The 24,480-nt window shown below is 70.2% G+C and carries 18 protein-coding genes; 8 read left to right on the top strand and 10 right to left on the bottom strand.

What is annotated here, in order from left to right:
• Positions 1 to 99 precede the first annotated feature (99 nt).
• Positions 100 to 1,488 carry a type VII secretion integral membrane protein EccD gene (gene eccD, locus B118_RS0116450; protein ID WP_028193044.1) on the bottom strand — a complete coding sequence of 463 codons (1,389 nt, stop codon included), beginning with the start codon at positions 1,486 to 1,488 and terminating at the stop codon, positions 100 to 102.
• A gap of 136 nt (positions 1,489 to 1,624) precedes the next feature.
• Between eccD and B118_RS0116445 the strand changes: the two genes are divergently transcribed.
• The 6 genes from B118_RS0116445 to B118_RS0116415 all read left to right on the top strand — a co-directional run bounded on the left by B118_RS0116445 (position 1,625) and on the right by B118_RS0116415 (position 11,751).
• The gene (locus B118_RS0116445) at positions 1,625 to 5,590 is read left to right on the top strand and encodes a type VII secretion protein EccC (RefSeq protein WP_028193043.1); all 3,966 of its coding nucleotides are present in this window, start codon (positions 1,625 to 1,627) and stop codon (positions 5,588 to 5,590) included.
• Positions 5,591 to 5,744: 154 nt separating this feature from the next.
• On the top strand, positions 5,745 to 6,182 hold the full coding sequence (locus tag B118_RS0116440) for a hypothetical protein (RefSeq protein ID WP_018811817.1): 438 nt from the start codon (positions 5,745 to 5,747) through the stop codon (positions 6,180 to 6,182).
• Between the two features lie 35 nt (positions 6,183 to 6,217).
• The gene (locus B118_RS34055) at positions 6,218 to 7,651 is read left to right on the top strand and encodes a WXG100-like domain-containing protein (RefSeq protein ID WP_028193042.1); all 1,434 of its coding nucleotides are present in this window, start codon (positions 6,218 to 6,220) and stop codon (positions 7,649 to 7,651) included.
• 98 nt (positions 7,652 to 7,749) lie between these two features.
• A complete protein-coding gene (gene mycP / locus B118_RS0116430; RefSeq protein WP_028193041.1) occupies positions 7,750 to 8,967 on the top strand; it encodes a type VII secretion-associated serine protease mycosin in 1,218 nt (405 codons plus the stop codon).
• A 439-nt stretch (positions 8,968 to 9,406) separates the two neighbouring features.
• Positions 9,407 to 11,059, top strand: a complete 1,653-nt coding sequence (gene eccE, locus B118_RS0116420) for a type VII secretion protein EccE (protein WP_080678062.1) — start codon at positions 9,407 to 9,409, stop codon at positions 11,057 to 11,059.
• Positions 11,056 to 11,751, top strand: a complete 696-nt coding sequence (locus B118_RS0116415; RefSeq protein WP_155254325.1) for a hypothetical protein — start codon at positions 11,056 to 11,058, stop codon at positions 11,749 to 11,751. Before eccE ends, B118_RS0116415 begins: the two co-directional genes overlap by 4 nt.
• A 33-nt stretch (positions 11,752 to 11,784) precedes the next feature.
• On the opposite strand, the gene B118_RS0116410 is transcribed toward B118_RS0116415, so the two are convergent.
• Together B118_RS0116410 and B118_RS0116405 are read right to left on the bottom strand one after the other, a co-directional pair.
• The gene (locus B118_RS0116410; RefSeq protein ID WP_027657819.1) at positions 11,785 to 12,420 is read right to left on the bottom strand and encodes a response regulator transcription factor; all 636 of its coding nucleotides are present in this window, start codon (positions 12,418 to 12,420) and stop codon (positions 11,785 to 11,787) included.
• Complete coding sequence (locus tag B118_RS0116405; RefSeq protein ID WP_028193039.1) at positions 12,417 to 13,661, bottom strand: sensor histidine kinase; 1,245 nt, start codon at positions 13,659 to 13,661, stop codon at positions 12,417 to 12,419. The genes B118_RS0116410 and B118_RS0116405 overlap by 4 nt, the downstream gene beginning before the upstream one ends.
• Before the next feature lie 142 nt (positions 13,662 to 13,803).
• On the opposite strand from B118_RS0116405, the gene B118_RS0116400 reads away from it, so the two are divergent.
• A complete protein-coding gene (locus B118_RS0116400) occupies positions 13,804 to 14,532 on the top strand; it encodes an ABC transporter ATP-binding protein (RefSeq protein ID WP_028193038.1) in 729 nt (242 codons plus the stop codon).
• Positions 14,532 to 16,916, top strand: a complete 2,385-nt coding sequence (locus B118_RS0116395; protein WP_028193037.1) for an ABC transporter permease — start codon at positions 14,532 to 14,534, stop codon at positions 16,914 to 16,916. The genes B118_RS0116400 and B118_RS0116395 overlap by 1 nt, the downstream gene beginning before the upstream one ends.
• A 105-nt stretch (positions 16,917 to 17,021) precedes the next feature.
• Here B118_RS0116395 and B118_RS0116390 read toward each other — a convergent pair whose 3' ends face one another.
• From B118_RS0116390 to B118_RS0116360, 7 genes are all read right to left on the bottom strand, one after another.
• The gene (locus tag B118_RS0116390; protein WP_027647574.1) at positions 17,022 to 18,524 is read right to left on the bottom strand and encodes an aminopeptidase P family protein; all 1,503 of its coding nucleotides are present in this window, start codon (positions 18,522 to 18,524) and stop codon (positions 17,022 to 17,024) included.
• A gap of 133 nt (positions 18,525 to 18,657) precedes the next feature.
• Positions 18,658 to 19,149 carry a MaoC family dehydratase gene (locus tag B118_RS0116385; protein WP_018221412.1) on the bottom strand — a complete coding sequence of 164 codons (492 nt, stop codon included), beginning with the start codon at positions 19,147 to 19,149 and terminating at the stop codon, positions 18,658 to 18,660.
• A gap of 50 nt (positions 19,150 to 19,199) precedes the next feature.
• Positions 19,200 to 20,552, bottom strand: a complete 1,353-nt coding sequence (locus tag B118_RS0116380; protein ID WP_018811814.1) for a hypothetical protein — start codon at positions 20,550 to 20,552, stop codon at positions 19,200 to 19,202.
• Positions 20,539 to 21,522 carry an ornithine cyclodeaminase family protein gene (locus B118_RS0116375; protein ID WP_018221414.1) on the bottom strand — a complete coding sequence of 328 codons (984 nt, stop codon included), beginning with the start codon at positions 21,520 to 21,522 and terminating at the stop codon, positions 20,539 to 20,541. The genes B118_RS0116380 and B118_RS0116375 overlap by 14 nt, the downstream gene beginning before the upstream one ends.
• Positions 21,519 to 22,379, bottom strand: a complete 861-nt coding sequence (locus B118_RS0116370) for an HpcH/HpaI aldolase/citrate lyase family protein (RefSeq protein ID WP_018221415.1) — start codon at positions 22,377 to 22,379, stop codon at positions 21,519 to 21,521. Before B118_RS0116370 ends, B118_RS0116375 begins: the two co-directional genes overlap by 4 nt.
• Entirely contained in the window at positions 22,376 to 23,629 is a 1,254-nt protein-coding gene (locus B118_RS0116365) for an 8-amino-7-oxononanoate synthase family protein (protein ID WP_018811811.1), read from the bottom strand. The genes B118_RS0116370 and B118_RS0116365 overlap by 4 nt, the downstream gene beginning before the upstream one ends.
• On the bottom strand, positions 23,626 to 24,432 hold the full coding sequence (locus B118_RS0116360) for a cupin-like domain-containing protein (RefSeq protein WP_018811810.1): 807 nt from the start codon (positions 24,430 to 24,432) through the stop codon (positions 23,626 to 23,628). Before B118_RS0116360 ends, B118_RS0116365 begins: the two co-directional genes overlap by 4 nt.
• Between the last annotated feature and the right edge of the window lie 48 nt (positions 24,433 to 24,480).

Genomic DNA, 24,480 nt, shown 5'->3' with positions numbered 1-24,480 from the left:
CCGGACCGCGATGCCTACGATAGGCACCGCGACCGCAACCGTGGGCCCGGCGGCCAGCGGGCACCACGTTCAGATCACCTCAACCGCCAACCCGTCAGGTCAGCCGCCCAGCGCACGCATGAAGCCGTACAAACCCATCACCCCACACGCCACCGGCAGCACCGCGAGTTGCAGCACCACATCGAAGAAGTCGCCGAACCGGGCCAGCCGGGGTGACGGGGATCGTCGGCTGTACGCGAGCCCGGCGCTGACCGAGATCCCGGCCGCGACCATCGCCAAGGGCAGCACCATCAGCACCCGCACCGCCGTCCCGGCGCCGGCCGCGCCGATCAGGGACAGCAGGGCGAGCCCGACGAGCCCGCCGGCGAGCATTGGTACCCGATGCCGGACGGTGGGCATCAGTCGGGCTCGCAGCAGGTAGCCGAGGGAGACGATTCCGGTCAGCACCAGCGCAGCTACCGACCCCGATCCGGTCAACACAGTCAGGCAACCGAGGGTGACCACGATCGAACCGAAAATCATGCCAGTGAGTACCTCGTCAGCCCGGGCCGTCGCCTGGTACACCGCTTCCCGCGGTGGCTGCGGCTCGTCGCGCAGCAGGTCCTGGGCGTTCCTGGGCAGCGCCGGCATCGGTAGCTTCCCCAGTCGCACCGCGAGCAGCGGCAGCGCCGGCAGCAGCAGAGTCACCCCGCTCACCACGATCGCCGCGCCCTGCACGGCGTCGATCGAGCTGAGGGCGAGCAACCCACCGAGCATTCCCCAGAACCCGGTGTAGACCGCCGCGACGAAGACCCGGGCAGCGTCACCGACGCCGAGGATGCCGATGAGGCCCGAGAGGAGTAGAACGGCAGACCCGAGCAGCACGTGCGGCGCACCGAGCGCCCAGACGGACTCACCGGTCCCGATCACCAGGACACCGCCGACGAAGGCGTAGGGCAGGCCGGCAGCGGCCAGCACTGCCCCGGCGAGCGAGTCGGCCATCGCCCGGGAGAGCAAAATCCCGGCCAACAGCAGCCCGGCGGCAACGCCGAGGGCAATCACGCCGCCGAGCCAGCCGGGCTCGTTCGAACCGATGATGACGGTCAAACCGATCAATAGCAGAGCACTGGCGACAATCAGACCGGTCAGCCGGGTCGCGAGTGGATTCCAGGCGATTCCACGACGGCGCGCGCCCGACGCGACAGCTTCCATCAGATCGTCGTACGCCAACTCTGGCCACTCGGTACGGCGCGGTGCCAGGTGCAGCGTCTCCCCGTCGCGGATGTTCTGCGCGGCTAACGTACGATTGAGATCAATGAGCGATCCGTCGGTACGGCGCAGCACCCAGCCGCCGTGAGCCGTTCCGTCAGACGGATGCTCCGCTGCCTGCCGTAACACCGCGGGAAGCATTCCGACCAGCGGTAAATGCTCTGGTAGGGCTATATCTAGTCGCCGGTCTGGGGTAGCGATGGCGATGCGCGCGAGTCCGGTTCCGACCTGGGTGACCACTGACGCTTCCTCCGACGAGGAGCGGGCCAACGGGCCCGCGGCTGTCATGACGACAAGAGGCTACCTACCATGTGCCGATGGCGTGGGCACCGGTTCGGATCGGTCGAGTCCAGGCAACAACGGGGAGGTCTGATACGTGAGTACCGTCGTTGTGAAACGCCCGGCCCGGCAGCCGGAGCCGGAGTACCCGTTCGGCGAAATCGTGCTGGAGGCGCCACCGGAGGTGCCGCCGCCCGGTGGGCGCAGCTGGGGACAGCTGCTGATGATGCTGCCGATGCTCGCCGGTTCATTCGCTATGGCGCTGATGTTCGCTGGTCAGAGCGGCAACACCATCCGCTACGTTGCGGGGGGTCTCTTCGGCCTCTCCGCGATCGGGATGCTCGCCTCTCAACTCGCCAACAACTCCGGTGGTCCGAGCAAGCAGGAAATGCTGCAGCGGCGACGCGAGTACATGACGCACCTGTCGCGGCAGCGTCGCCGGGTACTCAAGGCAATTCGGGGCCAGCGAGAATCCATGTTCTACCGGCATCCGGCACCAGGTGCGCTCTGGTCCGTTCCGATCGGCCCACGATTGTGGGAGCGGCGGCGCGGAGACCCCGATTTCTCGACCGTACGAATCGGACTCGGCCCGCAGGAACTGGCCACTCCCCTGGTTCCGCCACCGCCAGCAACGTTGGAACAACTGGAGCCGATGTGCGCCTTGGCGCTACGCCGCTTTCTCACCACCTACCGCGAGGTGCCGGATCTGCCAGTGGCGATGCTCCTCAGCGGCTTCGCCCAGGTGCACCTCCGGGGGGATGAGGAGGCGGTACGCGGGCTGGTCCGTTCGATCCTGGCCCAGGCCACCGCCTTTCACGCCCCGGACGACCTACTCGTCGCCACCTGCGTCAGCGCTGATCAACGTGCGGCATGGGAGTGGACGAAGTGGCTGCCGCACGGGCTGCACCCGAGTCGCACCGACGCGCTGGGCCAGCTGCGGCTCGTCGCACCCTCGGTCAAAGGACTGGAGGAGATGCTCGACGACGTGCTGGCCAACCGACCCAGATACAGCCCCACCGGCGGGATGTCCAAGACCGATGGACCGCACATCCTGGTCATCATCGACGGCGGTAGCACAGCTGGTTCGGAGCACCTGATGACTGATGGTGGGGTGGATGGGGTCACCCTGCTCGACCTCTCCAACCCGGCGCCGCGGCTGCTGGAACGGTCACGGCTGGTACTCGAGGTCGGTGCGGACCACAAGCTTGTCGGTACGACTGTGGATGGCGTGATCGAGATGGGTCGCGCGGACGACTGCCGAATCACGGAGATCGAGACACTCGCCATGCAGATGGCTCCGCTGCGCCTCTCGGCCATGTCCCAGGGCGGCGAGGATTCGGTCGCCACCGAGCTGGGCCTGCCCGAGCTGCTCAACATCGGTGACCCGTACGAGTTTGACCTGGCAGCAGCCTGGCAGCCGCGGCCAAACCGGGACCGACTGCGGGTGCCGATCGGTGCGGGCACCGACGGCGGTCCGGTGGACCTCGACATCAAGGAGTCCGCGCAGGACGGCATGGGCCCGCACGGCCTCCTGATCGGCGCCACCGGCTCCGGCAAGTCCGAGCTGCTGCGTACGCTGGTGCTGGCGCTCGCCGTCACACACAACCCGGAGAGCCTCAACTTCGTCCTGGTCGACTTCAAGGGCGGCGCGACCTTCACCCGGCTGGATGCCCTCCCGCATACCAGCGCGGTTATCACCAACCTCGCGGACGCGCTACCACTGGTAGACCGGATGGCCGGCGCGATCAGCGGTGAGCTGCTGCGCCGGCAGGAGTTGCTGCGTGCGGCCGGCAACTACGCCTCGCAGCGTGACTACGAGAAGGCCCGGGCCGCGGGGGCGCCCCTGGCTCCCCTGCCGAGCCTGCTCATCGTCTGCGATGAGTTCTCCGAGCTACTCACGGTACAGCCGGACTTCATCGACCTGTTCGTGCAGATCGGCCGAGTTGGCCGGTCGCTCGGCGTCCACCTGTTGCTGGCCACCCAGAAGTTGGAAGAGGGCCGGCTGCGCGGCCTGGACAACCACCTGTCGTACCGGATCGGGTTGCGGACCTTCTCCGCCATGGAGAGCCGGGTGGTGCTGGGCACTGCCGACGCGTACGAGTTGCCCAACTCGCCGGGGCACGGCTACCTACGCTTCGGCACCGAACCGTTGGTCCGGTTCAAGGCCTCGTATGTCTCCGGGACCTACCGCAGTGAGACGGCGGCGGCGGCCGGCGCCGGTGGTGGCGAGACGCGGGTGTTGGAATACCACACCAGCTATACCGCACCGCCGGTGACACCGCCCGAGAAGGAAGTGACGCCGGAACCGGACAACACCGCCGCCGTCGGCGGCGACAGCCTGCTGGACATCCTGGTCAACCGGCTTACCGGCCAGGGTACGCCGGCCCACCAGGTGTGGCTGCCTCCGCTCGCGGAGCCGCCGACCCTGGATCAGCTACTGCCACCGCTGACCACAGACCCGAACCGGGGGGTGACGGTGGCGCAGGCCGATCTGTTCGGCGAGCTCCAGGTGGCCACCGGCATCATTGACAAGCCGTTCGAGCAGCGTCGGGACGTACTCTGGTTTGACCTGGCGGGCGCCGCCGGCCACGCGGTGATCGTGGGTGGTCCGCAGAGCGGCAAGAGCACCATGCTGCGGACGATCATCACTTCGCTGGCGCTGACCCACACGCCACGTGAGGCACAGGTCTACTGCCTCGACCTGGCCAGCAACGCACTCTCCTCCCTACGCGACCTGCCGCATGTCGGCGCGGTGGCGACCCGGCTCGACGCCAGTTTGGTCCGACGGACGGTCGCCGAGTTGCAGCTGCTGATGGGCGTACGGGAGCGGCGGTTCGGTGAGCACAGGGTGGACTCGATGGCCGCGTACCGGCGCGCCCGCCGGCAGGGCGAGCACACCGATGACCCGTTCGGCGACGTCTTCCTCGTCATCGACGGTTGGTCCACCATCCGGACCGAGTTCGAGGACCTCGAGCCGGCGATCAGTGACATCGCCAACCGTGGGCTCTCCTTCGGCATCCACCTGATCGTCACCGCCGGACGCTGGATGGACCTGCGCCCGGCCGTCCGGGACGTCTTCGGCACCCGGCTGGAACTCTGGCTGGCGGACGCCTCCGACTCCATGCTGGACCGCCGAGCCGCGGTGAACGTGCCGGAGAAGTCTCCCGGCCGGGGCATCGACCCCGACGGTCAGCACTTCCTCGCCGCGCTGCCTCGCGCCGACGGCACCCAGGAGCCGGAGAGCCTCCCCGAGGGAGCCCGCAAACTGATCAACGACCTCGCCGCCGCTTGGGAGGGGCCGGGAGCTCCACCGATCCGACTGCTCCCCCCGGTGATCCCGTACAGCAGCCTGCCGTCCACCGGACGGCCCGGCGTGCCGATCGGCCTCGCCGAGGTGGACCTCCAGCCGGTGCACCTGGACTTCGCCGCCGACCCGCACTTCCTGCTCTTCGGGGACGGGGAGTCCGGTAAGAGCACCTTCCTGCGGTCACTGGCCCAGTCGATCGTCGACCGCAACGAGCCGAACGAGGCGCGGCTGGTGCTGGTTGACTACCGCCGCAGCATGCTCGGCGACATCACCACCGAACACCTGATCGGGTACGGGTCGTCGGCGCAGCTCACCGAGAGCTACATCGCTGAGGTCGCGGCCGTGATGCGGGACCGGCTGCCTCCCCCCGACTTGAAGCCCGAGCAGCTCCGCGCTCGCAGCTGGTGGAGGGGGCCCGACCTCTACATCCTGGTTGACGACTATGACCTGGTGACGGGGGTGGGCAGCAATCCGTTGGCGCCGCTGCTGGAGTTCCTGCCGCAGGCCCGGGACGTCGGTCTGCACCTGATCGTCGCCCGGCGCACCGGTGGCGCGAGCCGAGCCCTCTACGAGCCGGTGCTGATGCGGCTGCGGGAGATCAGCACCCCGGGCATCGTGATGTCCGGCAGCCGGGACGAGGGGGTACTACTCGGCAACGTCCGTCCCGGGCCACTACCACCCGGTCGCGGCTGGCTGGTCACCCGGCGGGAGGGCACCCGTCTGGTGCAGTTGGTGAACCTTCCGTCCCGGGTATGAGCACCCGACGGGGTTGCGCGATGACGCTATGCTCCCCCAGAGTGGATACTCGGCTCGTGGCTGCAAACTAGCACATTTTGGACACATCCAATAAATGACAACTCGCTAATTGGATCAAATGCGCCACTGACGGGCGAGCGATCGGGGGAGACACATGGGCGACGACTGGCTCGCCGGCGAGAAAATCGACGTCGACATTCAGCAGCTCAGCGACTTCGCAGCTGCGATCATGGACGAGCTGAACGTGAACTTCACACCCAGCTATGAGCAGGGTGTGTTTCCGATGCTCCAAGCGCCGGCGCCGTTCGGCGAGGGCGGGCTGCAGGAGGGCCAGTACTTTCAGGCCAGACACGAACACAGCCGACTGGCGATGCATCAGTTACTCACCGAGGCGGCGAGGGGCCTGGCCTCCCTCAGCATCGCCGCCAAAACGATCTCCGCCGACTATCTCGCCGAGGACGCCCTCACCGAGGCGACCAACGACGATGTCTTGAACGCCTTCCGCAACGTTGAGGGGCAGGCGACCCTCGACACCACCTGGCAGCAGGGCGACAACGCGGTGGCTCCGCCGGCGGTTGACCCACGGGCCTGAACGGTGCGGACAGGACGCAGAGCTGAGGAGCGGGGATGACAGACCAGTACTACGAGTGGACACCGACGCAACCAGACCGTCGGCTGTTTGCCGACGTCAAAGACGACTACGTCGAAAACGTGAACGAGATCTACACCCCCACGCAGTGGGACGGGGTCGATATCGAGCAGATACGGATGCTTGTCCGCGACGAGAGTGATGAACGCACCCTCGCTCTCGCGGAGGCATGGCACCGCACCAGCGCCCTGCTGCAGGCCACCCGCGAAAATCTGAAGCGGCACGCCGATGGGCTGGCGGCGAAATGGCACTCGCCCGCGGGCCAATACTTCATGGGCAAGGTGGGTGCGGCCCTCTACTCGCTGGACGAGTGGACCGAGGTCGCCGACAGGCACGCCCGCGGCCTGGAGCAGGTCGGCAACACCATCACCAAGACCCAGCGGGAGATGAGCGAGCTCTGGCAGGCGTACGTCGCCGAGCAGGACCGCCAATACCACATCCGTAAGGCCGACGAGGGCATTCAGCTCAGCGACTTCGCTGGCATGAACAACGGCAAGACGTACGAGCAGGTCAAAAAGGAGTTCCATGAGCGCGCGAAAAGCATCGTCACGCCGCTAGCCGAGCTGTATGTCGACGTCGCCCACACGCACGTCCAACGCGGCGGCCGATACAAGGGGCCAACGAACATACCCAGGGTCAACCCGGGGCAGCTCCCGTCGCCCGTGCTGCCGAACACACCGGTCGGGCTGGGGCCGTCCACATCTACGATGTCTGGTGACCGGCCAGAGCTACTCACCCGACCCAACGTGACGCCACCTCCCCCATCCGAGCCGACCGACGGCATCGGGCTCGCCGGAGGCACCTTCACCGCACCGCCTCCGACCCTCGGGCCCCCGGCAGCCCCACCTGCAATCCCGACCCCACCCNCCCCTACGCCTGTCCCCCCGCCGGTCTTTCCAGGTGTCAGTGGCCCAACACCTGCGGGCCCGAACACACCAACGACCACCAATCGGCCCGGCTTCCCCCGCCCCACCCTGCTGGGAACCAGCACCCCCGGCACCCCCGGCACCACTGGCGCCCCCGGCGCCCGCGGCCCGGTACCCAACCCGCACCAGCCCGCACTGGGCCGCCCAACAACACCACCACCGCCCACCCTCCTCAACGGCGCGCACGGTACCCCAGCACCAACCACCAACCGCCCCACCCCGTTGACCGGCGGCAGCCACCTCACCGGCCAGACTGCGACCGGCAACACCCGACCGACCGGCAGCACCCGAGCGGTCGGCAGCACTGGGCCCGCACCACTGGGCGGCCACGCCAGGACACGACACGCCACCGACCAAGCCGAAAGTTGGGGATACGGCGAAGGCGACGACGAGCTCTGGGCCACCACCCCACCCCCGACCGGCACCATCACCACACCAACCGAGCAACGACCACGACACCACGGCAAAGCCATAGGCCAGAGCTGACCCCCTCGCACGGGCCGGTTACCCCATCACAGGTAGCCGGCCCACACCATGCGACCGCCCCACCGGCCGCGCCACGGCCCCGAAGGAGGTATCCGCGAATGCGCCTCGCCCGCCCGGCGGCCACCAGCACCGCCGCGACACTCGCCGCCATCATGGCCCTCGGCATGTCAGCCCTACCAGCAGCCGCCGCTGAACGGAACGAGGCCTGGCATATCGACGCCCTCGAACTAACCGAAGTACACAAAGTCACCCAGGGCGAAGGAATCACCGTCGCGGTCATCGACACCGGCGTGGACGCCAGCCACCCAGACCTTCAAAACAACATACTATCTGGCACAGATATCTACGATGACCAGTCGAAGGGACACAAAGACCGAGACGGCCACGGCACCGGGATGGCCTCCCTCATCGCCGGACACGGACACGGCCCCGACGGTCGCGACGGAGTCCTCGGCGTCGCCCCCAAAGCCAAAATCCTCCCAATCACCGTCGGAGAGGCGTTCGCCGTTAAGAGCGAGATCCCGACCGCAATCGACTGGGCGGTCGACCAGGGCGCAGACGTCATCAACGTCTCCCTAAGTACCACGCACAGCACGGCAATTAACCGGGCGGTAGAGCGGGCCTACCAGAACAACGTGATCGTCGTCGCCGCTATCGGTAACCGCGAAGACGCGGTAATTAGTTCCCTAGCGACGCACGATGCCACGCTCGCGGTGGCTGGCCTGGACCGTGACGGCCAGCCCAGCCGCATCGGCTCCCTCCTAGGGTGGGAAACCCACCTCGCCGCACCCGCCGAAGACCTCTACCAAGCAACTCCCGGCGGGGGATACGCAACGATCACCGGAAACAGCGGCGCCACCGCACTCGTGTCTGGCGCCGTCGCCCTGGTGAAATCGAAGTACCCGAACCTCAGCTCAGAAGACCTGTTTAAACGAATGATCGAAACCACTCGCGACGCCGGCGATCCCGGCCGAGACCCCGAATACGGCTGGGGCACACTCAACCTACGCGCCGCCCTCACCGGCGAACCAGACGGCCGCACCACCCAAACCCAATCCCCCACCCCAGAAGCCCCACTCGACCCAGCCCTCATCCGCGCCCGCGAGTCGGAACCCACAAACAGCCGTCTCCAACCCACACTCGTCATCGCAATCGTGGTCCTCGGCCTTGGCCTCATCACGGCCACCGCACTGCTTCTCCTACGTCGCCGCCGGCGGCTTGCCACCACACCCACAACCCACACCACCCCCCAGACACCCACCACCACACCACCACCCGACCCCACCGACCCCACCGACTGGCAACGCCCCAACTAACCACACCCAAGACCACAAACCGTCCGGGTGAACCACAGCGACGGTGCGTATGGACGATTCCGTTGAGCAGCAGTGCTTCTGCGACCAGCGGCCACATCAAGGGTGTGGCCATTACTCCTCTCGCTTTGGTCCCTTGGTGCGGCGCCACACCAATGGCAGCAATCATTCAGCGCTGCCAATCTGGATTCTTTGCGACGGCCGCCCGAGCCTCGGGGCCCCACCAGGTCGAGTGGCTGGGATATCGTCGGCGTAACCCCCACCCGTCGACGCACGAAGCCCGGAGCCATGACGCGCACCCTTCTCGTCTTCCCGGACCAGCCTGGCGCGCACCTGTCCGTCGGTGATCCGCTCGTGGCCGTGAAGCCGGCGCTTCGCCTACAAATACGGAGTGTGCGGCCAACCGGCCTGCCACCTTCGGCCCAGCTGAGGAGGACGTGAGGTGACTCATCCGGGTGCGGCACGGCCGGGCGAACCGGGTTGGCAGCACCACCCGGAAGGGGCTGCCCAGCCGGCCCCACAGCTACCGCCCGAGCAATGGGGGGCGCCTGGGCAGCAGGCCGGCGGGCCGGCGGGGCCGGTCAATCCGGCGGCCAGCGGACCGGGGCATGCCTGGGCCGCGCAGCGCGGGCAGGGTCGGGCGGCTACCAGCACCGTCTACGGCGCGCGGGCCGCGGCGGCGGTACCGCCCAACCCGACAGCACCGGCCAACCACGGCGGTCAGCACGCCTACCCGGCGGCGGCGCCCACGCAGCCGCACCCGGTGGCACAGACCAACCCGGCGGCACCGGTCAACACGGCAGCGTGGGCCAGCACGGCGCGCCAGTCAGCCGCCGTTGCGCCCGCCGCGCCACCGCCGGCCACGCCACCGCCGCGAGCGGCCCCCGCCTCGTCGACCACCTCCGCTACTGCGGCCGGGCCACCACCCAAACCAGACAGTCCGGGCGCCCCCCGGGTACGGCTATATCGGCCTCCACTCGGGATCGGCCCGGTCACCGTTGTCCAGCTGGTGGCGTGGCAGGTCGGGGTGGTGGCGATCCTCGCCGCCACCCAGCACAGCGTGCTACTCACCGCCGTGGTCGCCGCCGTGGCGGTGCTGGTACTCGCACCGACAGTGATCCGGATTCATGGCCGCTGGTTGCACCAGTGGAGTGTGGTCTGGTGGGCCTTCCGAAGGCGACGCCGGCAGTTCGCCGCGGGCGACCCGGAACCGGCCCGGGACCTCCTGGCCCGGTTGGCCCGCGGCGTCGAGCTGGAGCCGGTCGAGATCGACGACCAGCCGGCGGTGTTGTTGACCCACCCGGCTGGGCTGAGCGTCGTCTTCGACATTGACCCCACCGAGGGTGCCCTGCTGATGAGCACTCCGCAGGCCCTGCCCTCCCCCGCCGTGCTGCTGCCGCCGGCAGACAGGAAGGGTCCGCCGGTGGTGGTGCAGTTGTTGATCCAGGTGACCCCGGCACCGCGGGCCCACCCGAGCGCGGCGGCGGTCGGCCGGGCGTACCGGGAACTGACAAACGGGGACGTACCGGCCAGCCGGCAGGCGTGGGTGGTGCTCCAGGTGGCGCGGACCCCCGATTTCCACGCCGACCACGACCTGCTCCCGACGCTGACCAAGGTGATTCAGCGGACCCGGCGGCTGCTGCGGCAGGAGCGGGTGACCGCGCGCATGCTCAACCGGGACGAGGTGCTCGCCGCGGTCGCCACCCTCACCCACCTCACCGGGGCAATGCCGGGCGCGGGCAGCGAGCAGTTGCTCGCCCGCGAGTCCTGGCGGGCCTGGTCGACCGGGGGCGCCCGGCAGAGCTGCCACCGGCTGCTGAACTGGCCCAGCCAGCGATGGGAGATCGATCCACTGCTACGGGGGCTCCCCTCCGCCGGAGGTGTGGTGTCGATCGCCGCCAGTCGGGTGGACGGCGACGACCTCGCCACGGAGGCGGCCTTCCGGCTGTTGGGGAGCGGGCCGGATGGTTTGGCCGCCGCGGACGAGGCCCTACACCAGGCGATCCGCCGCCACGGCGGTCAGCTGCAACGACTCGACGGCGAGCACGCCCACGGGGTGGCCGCCACGCTACCGCTCGGAGGTTTCCTACGGTGAGGAGTGTCGCTTTCCCGGACAGCCGGATGGGGTTGCACCGCACCGACACCGTATCCGTTGGCGGGCTGCGCCTGGTCGCCGGCGGCGGTGGCCTCGTGGTTGGTCGCAACCGGCAGCAGGAACCGGTGGGGCTGCGCGTGTTCCGCCCCGAACCGACCCAGCTGATGCTGGTCGGCGGCGTCCGCAGCGCCCAGCTGATCGCCTTCCGCGCCATCGCGCTCGGCGCCCGGCTGTTCATCCAGACGGGCCGCGAGCGGGAGTGGGACGGTTTCCTGCGGCGCTGCGTCATCGGCCGGGAAATCGCCACGTTCCTGCCGCCCGGTAGCTCGCCGCCGACCCCAGCCAACCCGACCGAGCCGCAGCTCGTGGTTGTCGACACCGGCCCGGTCACCGGCCCCAACCCCGGGCTCAGTACGCCGTGGCGGGCCACCCTGGTGGTCCGCGACGACCTGGCCGGCTGGGACTCCACCGCGCTGGTACGCAGCGACATCGTGCTGCTTCAGCGGCTGACGGCGGCGGAGGCGGGGATGGCGGCGAGCGCGCTGGGGCTGGTGAGCGTGCAGAGCTGGTTCACCCAGCTGCACCCGGAAATGGTCGGCCTGATCACCAGAGGCAAGGTGCAGTGGGTCATGCTGAGTGTGACCCCCACCGAGCGCCAGTTGATGGGTTCGGTGGCCCGCGGCGACGCCTGATCGGCGGGCCGGCCACCCCGACGCCCCTGCCGCTCAGCTCCGCAGGTAGGCCAGCACCGCGAGCACCCGCCGGTGGCCGTCGGTGGCGACCGGCAGGTCAAGCTTGCTGAAGATGTTGCCGATGTGTTTGTTGACCGCTGCGTCCGTGACGTGCAGCTGCCGGCCGATCATGTCGTTGGAGCGGCCCTGTGCCATCAGCGCGAGCACCTCAAGCTCACGGGCGGTCAGCCGCCGCCTCGGATCGGAGCGGCGGCGCATCAGCTGACGGACCACCTCGGGGTCGATCACCGTCGCCCCCGCGGCGACCTGCTCCACCGCGGTGTTGAACTCCGCCACAGCGCCGACCCGGTCCTTCAGGAGGTAGCCGACGCCCGCGCCGTCGTCGGAGTCCAGCAACTGCGCCGCGTACGACTGGTCCACGTACTGGCTGAGGACCAGGACCGGCAGGCGGGGGAGGCGCTGGCGCAGCCGTACGGCGGCTCGCAGTCCGTCGTTGGCGTTGCCCGGGGGCATCCGAACGTCGGTGATGATGAGGTCTGGACGCCGGGCCTGGACGACCTCGGTCAATGAGTCCGCGTCCGCCACCGCGTCCACGATGTCGTGCCCGAACCGGCCGAGGATGCTGACCAGCCCCTCCCGGAGCAGGGCGGAGTCCTCGGCGAGGGTCACTCGAAGGGGCATGGGATCTCCATCAGTACGAGCGTCGGGCCACCGGGTGGGCTGGAGACCCGCATGCGACCGTCCAGCACGGCGAGCCGGTCTGCCAGCCCGGTCAGCCCGGACCCACCGGAGACGTCCGCGCCGCCCACGCCGTTGTCCCGCACCGCCAGGGACAGAATGTCGGCGTGGTGCCGTCCGACCAGCTCGACCTGGGTGGCCTGGCTGTGCTTGGCCACATTGGCCAGTGCCTCGGTGACAGCGTAGTAGGCGGCGGTCTCGACCGGCTGCGGTAGCCGGCCGGTAAGCCGCAGATCGAGCGAGACCGGAACCGGAAGCCGGCTGGCCTCGTCCTCCAGCGCGGCCACCAGCCCGTTGTCCGTGAGGACCAGCGGGTTCAGGCCGCGGACCAGGTGGCGCAGGTCGGCCAGGGCCAGGCCGACCTGCTCCTGCGCGGCGGCGAGCTGCCGGTGCAGTGGGGAGGTCTCGGGCAGGTCCAGGCGGATCAGGCCCAGCGCGACGCTCAGCGAGACGAGCCGCTGCTGGGCCCCGTCGTGCAGGTCGCGCTCGATCCGCGCCCGCTCGGTCTCGAACGCGTCGAGCAGCCGCGCCCGCGACTCGCTGATCTCCTTCAGGTGCGGGTCGACTTCGACGCCCCGGGGCGCGAGAACGATCCGGCACAGCGCCGCGCGGGCGCCCGCCCAGGCGGTCAGCGAGTAGGGGGCGGCGAGGAACAGGAGCCCGCCCAGCACGGCCCAGGGCCAGGCAGCCGGGTCGTCAACCGGCGCGCTGACGCACAGCGCCGGCACCACGAAGGCGAGGCCGAGTACGGCGGCGTCGACCCAGCAGAGCGCGGTCACTGAGATCACCATCAGGGTGAGCTCCCGCCAGGTCGCCGGCTCGGTCAGCCGGGTACGCAGCCAGGCGCGCGGCCCCAGCCCCACCGCTGGGCGGCGCGGGGGTGGGACGCCGTCCAGGTCGACCAGCCGCAGCCGCCAGCGTTCCAGGCGGGCGAAGGGCAGTCCCATCAGCGCGGCGGCCAGCAGTAGCGCCACCCCGACGAGCACGACGACGGTGAGCAGGCCGACGGTGACCGCCACCACGAGGAGGCACATCGTCAGCGCGCCGACGAGCAGCCCTGAGGTCAGGTAGAGCAGGGCTCGCCAGGGCCAGGCCGAGGCGAGGAAGCCCACCGGCCGCCGGGCCAGCGCCTGCCACGCGGTCCGGCTTCGCCGCTCACCGTCATGTCGCACCGCGCCACGGTAGGTCAGCAGCGCGCCCGGCACAGTAGGGCGGACTCTACCTTGAGGACTATCTCCTGGGTCAGTGTGCGTGGGGTCCGTACGCGATCGAATCGGCGGCATGACTGCTACTCGACGTCCGGCCCCGCCGGCGGTGGAGCTCAACCGCGTACGCAAGGTGTATCACCGGGGCCGGGCGGAGGTTCCGGCGCTGGACCGGGTCTCCCTCAGCTTTCCGCGGGGCAGCTTCACCGCGATCATGGGCCCGTCCGGCTCCGGCAAATCCACCCTCCTGCAGTGCGCTGCCGGTCTGGACGAGGTCAGTTCGGGACGGGTCCTCGTCGCCGGCGAGGAGCTCAGCGGGCTGGACGAGCACCAGCGTACGGCCCTGCGGCGGCAACGGATCGGCTTCGTCTTCCAGTCCTTCAACCTGGTCGCGTCCCTGACCGCGGCGCAGAACGTGGAGCTACCACTGCGCTTCGCCGGCCGCCGCCCCGACCGGGCGGAGGTGACCCGGGCGCTGGCCGCGGTCGGCCTGGGCGAGCGCGCCGGGGACCGGCCGAGCGAGCTCTCCGGCGGTCAGCAGCAGCGGGTCGCGCTGGCGCGCGCGCTGATCACCCGCCCGGACGTGCTCTTCGCCGACGAGCCGACCGGTGCACTCGACACCGAGACCTCGCGCGGGGTGCTGTCGCTGCTGCGCCGCCTGGTTGACCAGCGGGCACAGACCACGATCATGGTCACCCACGATCCGGTCGCCGTGTCGTACGCCGACACGGTGGTCTTCCTCCAGGATGGCCGGATCGCCGAACGTATGGAGCTCGCTCCGGCGGGCGGGGCGCGGCCCGGCCGGATCGCGGCCGAGATGGCGCGGTTGGTGGCATGATGCTGGCCGCTGCCAACCTCCGCGAACACTGGCGCTCCTTTCTCGCCAGTTTCCTCGCCGTCGTGGTGGGGGTAGGTCTGATCGCCGCGGCCCTCCTGCTCTACGACTCGAGCCGGCCAAGACCTCTGCCGCGGGTGGCCAACGCCCCGGTTCTGGTGGTGGCGAAGCAGGCGGCGGAGCCGACCGGCACACTCCGGGACCGCGTCCCGTGGAGCGAGCACGAAGCCGGTGACCTGGTCCGGGAGCTCGAGGGGATCGATGGCGTCGAGGCGGCGATCATCGATCGCAACTTCTACGCGCAGGCCTTCACCGACGACGAGCCGGTGCCCGACGAGGCCGCGGCGGAGGCCGGGCACGGCTGGTCCAGCACCCGGCTGGCGCCGTACGAGCTGACTGCCGGTCGGGCGCCGCGCTCCGACCACGAGGTGGTGGTGAGCACCGCTCTCGGGGTGGCCGTCGGTGCCACGCTTCCGGTCGGCCTTGCGGACGGGGTGCACACCTACACGGTGAGCGGGACGGTACCTGGGCACGGCTTCTACTTCACCGATGCCGAGGCGGCGCGACGGGACACCGGGGTGACCACGATCGGGCTGCTGGTGACGCCGGGTTCCGCCGGCTCGGAGATCGCCGGCCGGGCCGGCCGGATCGTCGGCGACAACGGCGCCGCGCTGACCGGTGCCGCCCGTGGGGTGGTGGAGCCCGGGCAGCACACGCACCGCCGGTTCCTCGGCACCCAGCTGATCGGCGCGATCACGATCGTGGCACTCTTCACCACGATCTTAGTGGTTACCGCCACCCTGGCGTTGGCCACCGCGCAGCGCCGCCGCGAGATCGGGCTCCTCCGGGTGGTCGGCGCCGACCGGAGCCAGCTCCGTCGCCTGGTGCTCGGCGAGGCGGTCCTGCTCGGTCTGCTCGGCTCGGTGGTCGGCTGCCTGGCCGGCGTCTGCGCGGCGCCCGCCCTGCTGGGTTCGCTCGATCGACTCGACGTTACCCCGCCCGGTGCCCGGATAGTCATCTCGGCGTGGCCGTTGCTGGCGGCCGGCGCGGTCGGCACCGGGATAGCCGTGCTCGGCGCCGGGGTGGCCAGCCGCTCGGCGGCCCGGGTGCCGCCCATCGAGGCGTCGCGCGATGCCGCGACGGAGCGGCGCCGGCTGGGCCGGGGTCGGGGGGCCACCGGGCTGGGGATCCTCGGGCTGGGTCTGGTGCTGGCGTTCCTGACCGCGGTCGGCGACGCGGACCGACGGGTCGCCCTGGCGCTCACGACGTCGATGTGCCTCATCGCCGCCGCGGCGCTGCTGGCACCGGTCGTGATCGGGCCGCTGGTGCGCCTGGGCACGGAGGCGTTCGCCCGCCGGTCCCGCGGCGCGGGCGCGATGCTTGTCCGGGCCGAGCTGCTCAACTCGCCCCGCCGCGCCGCCTCCATCGCGGCCCCGGTCATCGTCTCGGTGGGCTTCGCCGTGCTGATCAGTGGGCTGGTCGAGACGATGCGGATGGCGTACCCCGCCGAGGTCACCCGGCAGTTGGCGGGGCAGGTGCTCATCGACCCCGGCAACGCACCCGGCCTGAACGAGGCCGTGGTCCAGGCGAACCCGGTCGGTCGGGCGCCGCTGCCGACCCGCCTCTTCGTGACCCGGCCGGACGGCGGTGACACCGTGCTCGACGGAGTCGGGTCACGGGACCCGCGCTGGTCCCGGCCGGGCGAGGCGGTCCTGGACACGACGATGGCGAAACTCCTGGGCGTGCAGGCCGGTTCGACCGTCACCGTACGTTTCGCCGACGGACGCAGCGCCCCGTTGCGGGTCGCCGAGGTGCTGCCCCCGGACCCGACTCGCGGCGCGTTCGTGCTCTCCCGGGAGACGGTCCGGGAGCACGATCCGACGGCCCTGACCGACAACATCTTCCTCGCCGCCGACCAGGCACCGGCCCGCCTGGGCGCGGGCGCTCGGCTACACGACGCCGAGGACTTCGCGCTGCGGGACTACCACACCGACGCCGCACTGACCGACAGCCTGGCGAACATGCTCACGGTGGTCGCGGTCGGCTACAGCGGGCTGGCGGTGGCCAACAGCATGGCCCTGGCGGCGGTGGGACGGCGTGGCAGCCTCGCCGTGCTGAGGTCGGTCGGCGGCACCCGGCGGCAGCTGCTCGGGGTCGCGGTCGGCGAGACCGGACTGCTGGTGATCATCGGCTCGGCGCTGGGTCTGCTCGCCACCGTGCCGCCGCTGGCCGGTGTCGCATCTGGTCTCGGCGCCGAGACCGCGACCCGAGTGTCCGTGCAGCTCAGTGGTGCGGTGGTGGCCGGGGCGGTCCTCGGCACCCTGGCCCTGGCGACGGCCGCGAGCGCCGTCGTGTCCTGGCGCCAGCTGCGTCCGCGGAGCGGCTGAGCGTGGCCCGCGACCGGTACGCCGATCGCGGGCCACGTCGTACGGCGCCCGAGGCGGCCCCTCCTACCGGCTGATCCGGGGGTGGGGCAGGTGTTCGGAGGTGGGTCAGGCGTTCGCCCAGACCCGCGCCATCCACTCCTCCACCTCGTGGGAGGTTCGCGGCATCGCCGCGGAGAGGTTCTCGCAGCCGTCCTCGGTCACCAGCACGTCGTCCTCGATCCGGACGCCGTTGCCGCGGAACTCCGCCGGCACCCGCAGGTCGTCGGATTTGAAGTAGAGGCCCGGCTCGACGGTGAGGATCATGCCCGGCTGCAACTCGCTGTCCATGTACTTCTCGCGCAGCATCAGCTGGCAGTCGTGCACGTCCAGGCCCAGGTGGTGCGAGGTGCCGTGGACCATCCAGCGGCGGTGCCAGCCGCCCTTCTCCCGGTCCAGGGTCTGCTCCAGGGTGACCCCCTCGGGCAGCAGCCCCCACTCGTGCAGGATTCGGGCGATCACCGCGTTCGCCGCGGCGTGGATGTCGCTGAACTTGTTGCCCGGCTTCACCGCGGCCAGCCCAGCCTGCTGCGCCTCGTAGACGGCGTCGTAGATCCGGCGCTGCACGTCGGTGAAGCGGCCGGTGACGGGCAGGGTACGGGTGATGTCGGCGGTGAAGAGCGAGTCGATCTCGATCCCGCAGTCGATCAGGATCAGGTCGCCGTCGCGAACCTCGCCGGTGTTCTTCGTCCAGTGGATCGTGTTGGCGTGGTCACCGGAGGCGCAGATCGACTCGTAGCCGACGCCGTTGCCCTCGTGTCGGGAGTAGAGGCCGAAGACGCCCTCGACCCAACGCTCGCCGCGACCCTTGCGGACCGCCTCGGGCAGCGAGGCGATCATCGCGTCGAAGCCCTTGTGGGTGGCGGCGACGGCCTTGCGCATCTCGCCCACCTCCCACTCGTCCTTGATCAGCCGCATGGTGGAGAGGTGCCGGGCGAACTCCACGTCCGCCTCCTCCCGCTCCTGCTCCGAACCGGTCGCGCCGGCCTGGGCGCGGACGTTCTCCACCAGCTCGGTGAGGCGCGAATCGACGTCCCGGACGACCCGCAGCCGGGCTGCGGCGGCATCCTTGGCGAGGTCGTCGGCGAGCGAGTCGATGTGCCGCGCGGTGATGCCCAGCTCCGACTCCCGGTCGGCGATGCTCGGGCGCGGACCCACCCAGAACTCGCCACGACGGGAGTCGGCGTAGAACTCCTCGCTGTCTCGCGGGGCCAGCGGCTGGAAGTAGAGGATGGCGTGGTGGCGACCGCCCGGCTTCGGGTCGAGCACCAGGACGCTGTCCGGGTCGGAGTGCGCGCCGAGGCCGGAGAGGTGGGCGAAGGCGGTGTGCGGCCGGAACGGGTAGTCGGTGTCGTTGCTGCGCACCTTCAGACCACCGGCGGGGATGACGAGCCGCTCGCCGGGGAACTGCTGCGACAGCGCGGTCCGGCGCCGGGCGGCGTGGTCGGCCACGGCGGCGCGGGGGGTGGGCTCCCGGTCGGGGTTGGCCCATCCGGAGCCGATGAATTCACGGAACTCGTTACTACTGGGAATGCCGCGGTGGCTGGCCTTCGCCTGCTTCTCGCTCGTCATGCCGACACATCCTGCCAGATCGGGTCATCGGCGCCGACCCACGGTTTGCGCACCCGGTAAGTGGTCGATGGGCTATGGCACCTTTCCAGGTGCCATCGCCCGGCGGTGGTTAGCCGGCCTCCCGGCACCGGACTCAGCCGGCCTCCCGGCAGCGGACCAGGAAGGATCGCTCAAAGACGATCACCGGCTCTCCGGTCGCTTTCGTACCCGTTGTCTCCACCGTCACGATCCCGTTGCCGGGACGGGACCGGGACAGCCGCTTCTGCAGGATTCGACTCGTCGCGTAGAGGGTGTCCCCGACGAAGACGGGCTCCTTGAGGCGCACCTTGTCCCAGCCCAGATTGGCGACAGCGCGCGCGGAGAGCGCCTGCACGGTCATCCCGCCGATCAGGCAGAGGGTGATGCCGCTGTTGACCAGTACCCGGCCGTACTCGGCGCCGGCGGCGTAGTGCTGATCGAAGTGCAGTGGATGCTGGTTCATCGTCAACAGCGTCAGCCAGGTGTTGTCGGCCTCGGAGAGGGTGCGCCCCGGCCAGTGCCGGATCACCATCCCGGGTTCGAAGTCCTCGTAGTCCCCACCGTGCTCTTCGACGTACTCGTGGTCGTTGACTCGGCGTAGCGTCATCTGCTGTCTCCGACGTTTCGGGTGGATAGGGTCATTGGCCGCCGGGATGGTCAGAGCGCCACCATGGCGTTGTCCGCACCGGTGGCAGATCCCCGGGCGTTGACGATTCCGGCCGCGCCATCGGTGCGGTAGCGGCACCACAGCCCCGCCGGCCGACCGCCGAACAGCAGCGGCCCCAGCACCGGGGCGACCTCGGCGTCGTGGGGTTCGTCGGCGCCGTCTGCCAGTAACGCCACCCGGCAGGTCTGGGGCGGGACGAACTCCTGCACGATGCTGGTGCCGTCGGCCCCGGCCGCCACCGCGGCCTCCCACTCCACGGCATCCACCTCTGGTCCGATCACCACCTGCTTGCCGCAGTCCCCCAGCGCCTCCTTGAGCACCAGCCGCTCGCGGTTGCGCAACACGTACGGCAGCAGGTCAACCTGCTCGCCCGCGCGTTCGGTCCGTCGCTCGGAGAGCACCCGGGTCCAGGGCAGGTACCGGTTGACCAGAGACCGCTCGGTCGCGGTCATCCAGGGCCGCCCCTCCGAGAGCAGGCCCATGGTCAGCTTGCTGTGCAGGAAGGTGGCGGTCTGGGTACCCACCAGCAGGGTGCCGTGGTCCAGGGCCTCCTGCACCTCGACCGTGGGGACGCCGGCGTCATTCCAGTCCGGGATGGTGAAGTTGCGCAGCCCGATCGGATAGCGCAGCTCCGGCGGGCAGTCCCACGCCTCGTGCAGCTCCTTCGGCTCGAAGAACCGGGTGGGCAGCCCCCGGCTGCGGTGATACTCGGCCTCAACCTCGAAGTAGTAGCTGTCGACTCCCGTGACCTGGGCGCTTCCGACGATGGCCACCCGGGGCGCCACCCCCAGCTCCGCGCTGAGCGCGCGGAACATCTCGGCACGCACGGCGAACGGGTCCGGCGAGTGGTACGGCAGGCGGCCGTCGGCGTCGGCGTAGAGCCCACCCCACACGTCCAGGCGGCGCTGCGTCTCCACCGCACCGCCGAGCGCGCCACTGACGTTGAACTCCACAAATCGCAGCCCATCCGGGCCGATCACCGCGTCCGGCCGGGCCACCCAGTCCGCGTACCGCTCTTCGAGAAGGGGGTCACGCAGCCAGAGCTGGTCCTCGCTGGCCGGCATCTGGTAGACCGCCAGCCGCTCCCGAACGGTGGGCGCGGTCTCCAGGGCGGTCCGGCGCAGCAGCCCCACCAGGACACCGGCCACCCGGAACAGCTCCGCGTACGAGGCCCGGGGGATGGTCATCGGTGCGGCCGGCAACACTGGCTGATACGGCCAGCCGGTGTCCTGCAGCACGCGGCGCAGCCGGTGCCGGAGCGTCTCCGCCGGCGCGGCCGGCGCCAGCCGGTGATCGCCGAACCACGGGTGTCCCGTCGCGGCGACCGGTTCAACCCCGCGCATCAGACTCCCCCACCGCGTCGCACGGCGCCACCGCATCGTGGAGCGCCACCGCCGCGGCGGTGTCCTCGATGGCCATACCCACGGTACGCAGCACCGAGTTTCGGCCCCCGAACTCGACCTCGCCGTCGACGAGGCGTCCCAGCTCGCGCAGGTCATCGGCGGCGAGCAGGCCAGCGGCGAGGGCGGCCCGAACCTCGCCGGCGCCGTCCACCGCGGCGGCCTGGTCCTCGACCACGATCACCGCGTCTCCCAGCAGAGCCGGGTCCACCTCGATCGCGTCCGGGTGGGTACCGCCGACCACGTTCAGGTGCGCCCCGCGCGCCACCCAGTCCGCCGCCACCACCGGCGTGCTGTCGCTGGTGGAGGTGGCCGTGCAGATGATCGGCGCGTCCGCGACGGCGGTCTTCGCGCTGTCGCAGACCGTCACCCGGATCGACGTCGTCGCCCGCACCTCCTCGGCGAGCCTCTCCGCACCGGCCCGGGTTCGCGAGAAGATCCGCAGGGTCTTGATCGGACGTACCGCAGCCACCGCCCGGATGAGGGCGCGGGCCTGTACCCCGGCGCCGATGACGGCGAGGTCGTCGGCGGTGGCCGCGGTGCAGAAACGGGTGGCCAGGGCCGCCACCGCCCCGGTCCGTACGGCGGTCAGCTCGGCGCCGTCCAGCAGCGCGGTGATCCGTCCGGTCTCCAGGTCGGTGAGGGCGACGATCCCGTGGATCAGCGGCAGCCCACGCCCGGGGTTGTCCGGGGTCAGGGTGGTGACCTTGACACTGCCGACCCCACGCCGTTCCCAGACCGCCGGACTGACCAACAGCACCCGCTGTTCGCCGTGCTCCAGCACCGTACGGGCCGGGGAGCGGGTCCGGCCGGTGGCCAGGTCCACGAACATCTCGCCGAGTACGTCGATCACCTGGGTCATCCGGCGTGCGCCGGCCATGTCGGCGGCGGTGACCATCACCGTCGCTGTCACCTGGCACCGCCGAATCGGGCTTCCCAGGCGTCCTGACGCGCCACGGTGGCGTGGGCCATCCGGGCGAACGGTGGGCCCACCATGCTGCCGTCCAGCACGGCGATGCCACCGTTGGCGCTGCCGACCGCCGAGACCACCCGGCGGGCCAGCCGCAGGTCGTTGTCCTGCGGGCGCAGGGCCTGGTTGATGGTGGCCAGTTCGCTGGGGTGCACCGTCGCCTTGCCGTGGAAACCGAGGGCCCGCACCCGCACCGTCTCCTCCGCCAGCACGGCCGGCTCGGAGAGCCGGAAGTTGGCGGTGTCGACGCAGGCCGTGCCGTGCCGCGCGCAGGCCATCGCCATCGCCTGCCGGGCGGCGAGCATCGCCGCCCAGGTGATCTCCACGTTGAGCGTGGCGGCCAGGTCGGCCGAGCCCAGCACGAGCCCGTCGGCTGCCTCGGCGATCGCGTCGATCTCGGTGACCGCCTCGACGGTCTCCACCGTCACGTAGATCTCCGGCTGGGCGCCGGCCGAGGCCAGGATCCGTCGTAGCAGGGTGACCTCGGCCGCGGAGGTAACCATGGTCATCACCACGATTCCGGGCCGCACCGAGCTCTCCGCGAGCAGCAGCAGGTCGTGCACTGCCTCGACGCTGCCCAGCTCGTTGATGCGAACGGCGACGTTGGCCGGCCGGGGGGCCTTGTCCAACGCGTCCCGGCAGATCATCCGCGCGGCCGGCTTCTCCGCCGGCGGGACGGAGTCCTCCAGGTCGATCAGGTGCACGTCCGCGTCGTACGACCAGGCGTTCACGACCCGGTCCAGGGACAGCGCCGGGGTGTAGAGGATGCTGCGCGGGAGGGCGCGTACGGCGGCGCTCACCGGACGACCGGTCCGTCGAGCGGGGCGGCGGGGCGCGCCCCGGCCTGCGCCAGGACCGCGCAGAGCCGCCGGATCTGCTCCTCGGTCTGACCGGCGCGCAGCATCACCCGCAGGCCGGCGGTGCCCCGGGCAACGATCGGGAAGAACACCGGCGAGGTGTAGAAGCCGGCGGCGAAGACCTGCTGGGCGGCGGCAACGACCGTGTCGTCGCTCATCGGCACCAACCGGATCGGGTACGACTCGCCGGACTGCTCGGTGTCGAGCAGCGAGTCGAACAACGCGATGTTGGCGCGGAGCCGCCCCTGGAGTTGGTCTAGCTCCTCGGTGCGGTGAATCTCCGCGGAGGCGAGCGCGGCGCCGACGGCGGCGGCGTTCATCTTCTGCGAGTAGCCCAGCGGGCCGGCGAATCGTTCGACGAGCCGACGCGTCTCGTGCGGGTAGCCGTCGAGCAGGACCGCCGTACCACCCGCACCGAAGCCCTTGCTCAGCGTGGCGACGGTGATGGTGCGCTGGTCGAGGAGGGGCGCGTGGGTCCGTACGTAGCCGATGCCCCGCTGCCCGTACGCCGACAGCGAGTGCGAATCGTCGTAGAAGACCAGCATGTTGTACTTGTCCTGCAGGTCGGCGAGTTCCTTGACCGGGGCGTAGCCGCCGAGGCTGTCGGCGCCGTCGACGACGTAGCAGACCCGCTCGTAGGTGCGGCACATGTCTTCGAGGTAGTCGAGGTCGTGGTGCTTACAGGTGACCACCTCGGACTCGTCGGCGCAGCTCGGCTTGGCGTTGGCCAGCGACACGTGGGCGTTCTTGTCAAAGACCATCAGCGGCCGGGTGCCGTTGCCGAGGTGACCGGAGGCGATCAGCGGCAGCAGGCCGGTGCTCGCCGCCGCGGTGGAGACCGCGCTGATCACCATCGCGCCGAAGAGTTCGCCGAGGGACTCCTCCAACTCCAGCAGCACCGGCGTCTGCACCCGGGTGCGCGGAATGCAGTGGTCCAGCACGTTGAACCGGCGTAGCGCCGCGACCGCGCCGTCGATGACCTTCGGGTGGGTGTCCAGGTCCAGATAGGAGCATACGGTGAAGTTCACGAACTGGTGGCCGTCGGCCATGGTGAACACCCCGTCGGCGAGGTCACCGACGATGCCGGCCACCCCGTTCGCCTCGGACATGTTCCAGAAGGTGTTGCCGATGCCGATGAGTTTGTCGTTGTTGCGGTAGCGGTGCGTGGGGGTGATGGTCTTGCGGTCGCTCACGAGTTCACCTCGGTGGGCTGGTAGCTGTAGACGCCCTTGAATCGCCGGTAGGCGTACGTGTAGAGGGCGACGCCCAGCACATGTGGCCGGCGCAGAATCTTCTTCGACTTCAACCAGAAGTTGACATTGATGTTGAGGGGATCGAGGGATTCGGCCTGGTGCCACCAGCCGAGCGGCAGGTAGAGCATGTGGCCGGGTTCGAGGACGAAGTCGCGGCGCTGGGCGAGCTTCGGCGCCACTCTCGGATAGCGCCCCAGGTCGACGTTGTCGAGGTCGAACACGTGGGACTTGTCCCCGAAGCCGCGCAGCACCGACCGGGGGTAGTAGTCGCGGGACCCGGGCGGCGCGATGATGAACCGCTTGCGGCCCTCCAGCGCGATGTTGAAGTTCTCGAACTCGTCGAAGTGGTTCTTGGTGAAGACACCGCGGTGGCTGATCCAGAGGTTGGCCGCGTACAACGAGCTGCCGTAGCCGAAGAATCCCTCGGCGTCGAAGCCGATCACGGCGTTGACGTCGGCCGGGCTGTTCCGGATGTTCGACACCACCCGGTGCCAGGTGTCGGACTCGGTCAGGTGGCGCTCGTCGGCGAAGAAGTCCCGCAGGGTGATGTCCCGGGTCTCCCAGCGCCCGGGATGGTGCTTGTCGCCCGGTTCGGTGAAGAGGGTGACGGTCATGTCGGCCAGCCGGGCCGCCACCCCCTCGCGCCCGAGCCCGCGCACGCTCTCCGGCAGTGAGATCACCGTCGGCACGTCGGCCCTGAAGAGGCCGCCGGGGCCGAGCGCCTGAAACTCCTCGAACGTCATGCGGGCGACTGGTACGCCAGCCTCCTGCGGAACCGTCACGATCCGTCC

It is taken from the genome of Salinispora pacifica CNR114 (assembly GCF_000514775.1).
GTDB lineage: Bacteria > Actinomycetota > Actinomycetes > Mycobacteriales > Micromonosporaceae > Micromonospora > Micromonospora pacifica.
Note: the sequence above shows the minus strand (reverse complement) of the source record. Positions and strands in the feature narration are given on the sequence as shown.

Excerpts from the sequence above, each read along its gene's own strand:
- B118_RS0116440 (WP_018811817.1), top strand. The coding sequence starts at position 5,745 with ATGGGCGACGACTGGCTCGCCGGCGAGAAAATCGACGTCGACATTCAG.
- mycP (WP_028193041.1), top strand. The coding sequence starts at position 7,750 with ATGCGCCTCGCCCGCCCGGCGGCCACCAGCACCGCCGCGACACTCGCC.
- B118_RS0116395 (WP_028193037.1), top strand. The coding sequence starts at position 14,532 with ATGCTGGCCGCTGCCAACCTCCGCGAACACTGGCGCTCCTTTCTCGCC.
- B118_RS0116390 (WP_027647574.1), bottom strand. The coding sequence starts at position 18,524 with ATGACGAGCGAGAAGCAGGCGAAGGCCAGCCACCGCGGCATTCCCAGT.
- B118_RS0116385 (WP_018221412.1), bottom strand. The coding sequence starts at position 19,149 with ATGACGCTACGCCGAGTCAACGACCACGAGTACGTCGAAGAGCACGGT.
- B118_RS0116380 (WP_018811814.1), bottom strand. The coding sequence starts at position 20,552 with ATGCGCGGGGTTGAACCGGTCGCCGCGACGGGACACCCGTGGTTCGGC.
- B118_RS0116360 (WP_018811810.1), bottom strand. The coding sequence starts at position 24,432 with ATGACGTTCGAGGAGTTTCAGGCGCTCGGCCCCGGCGGCCTCTTCAGG.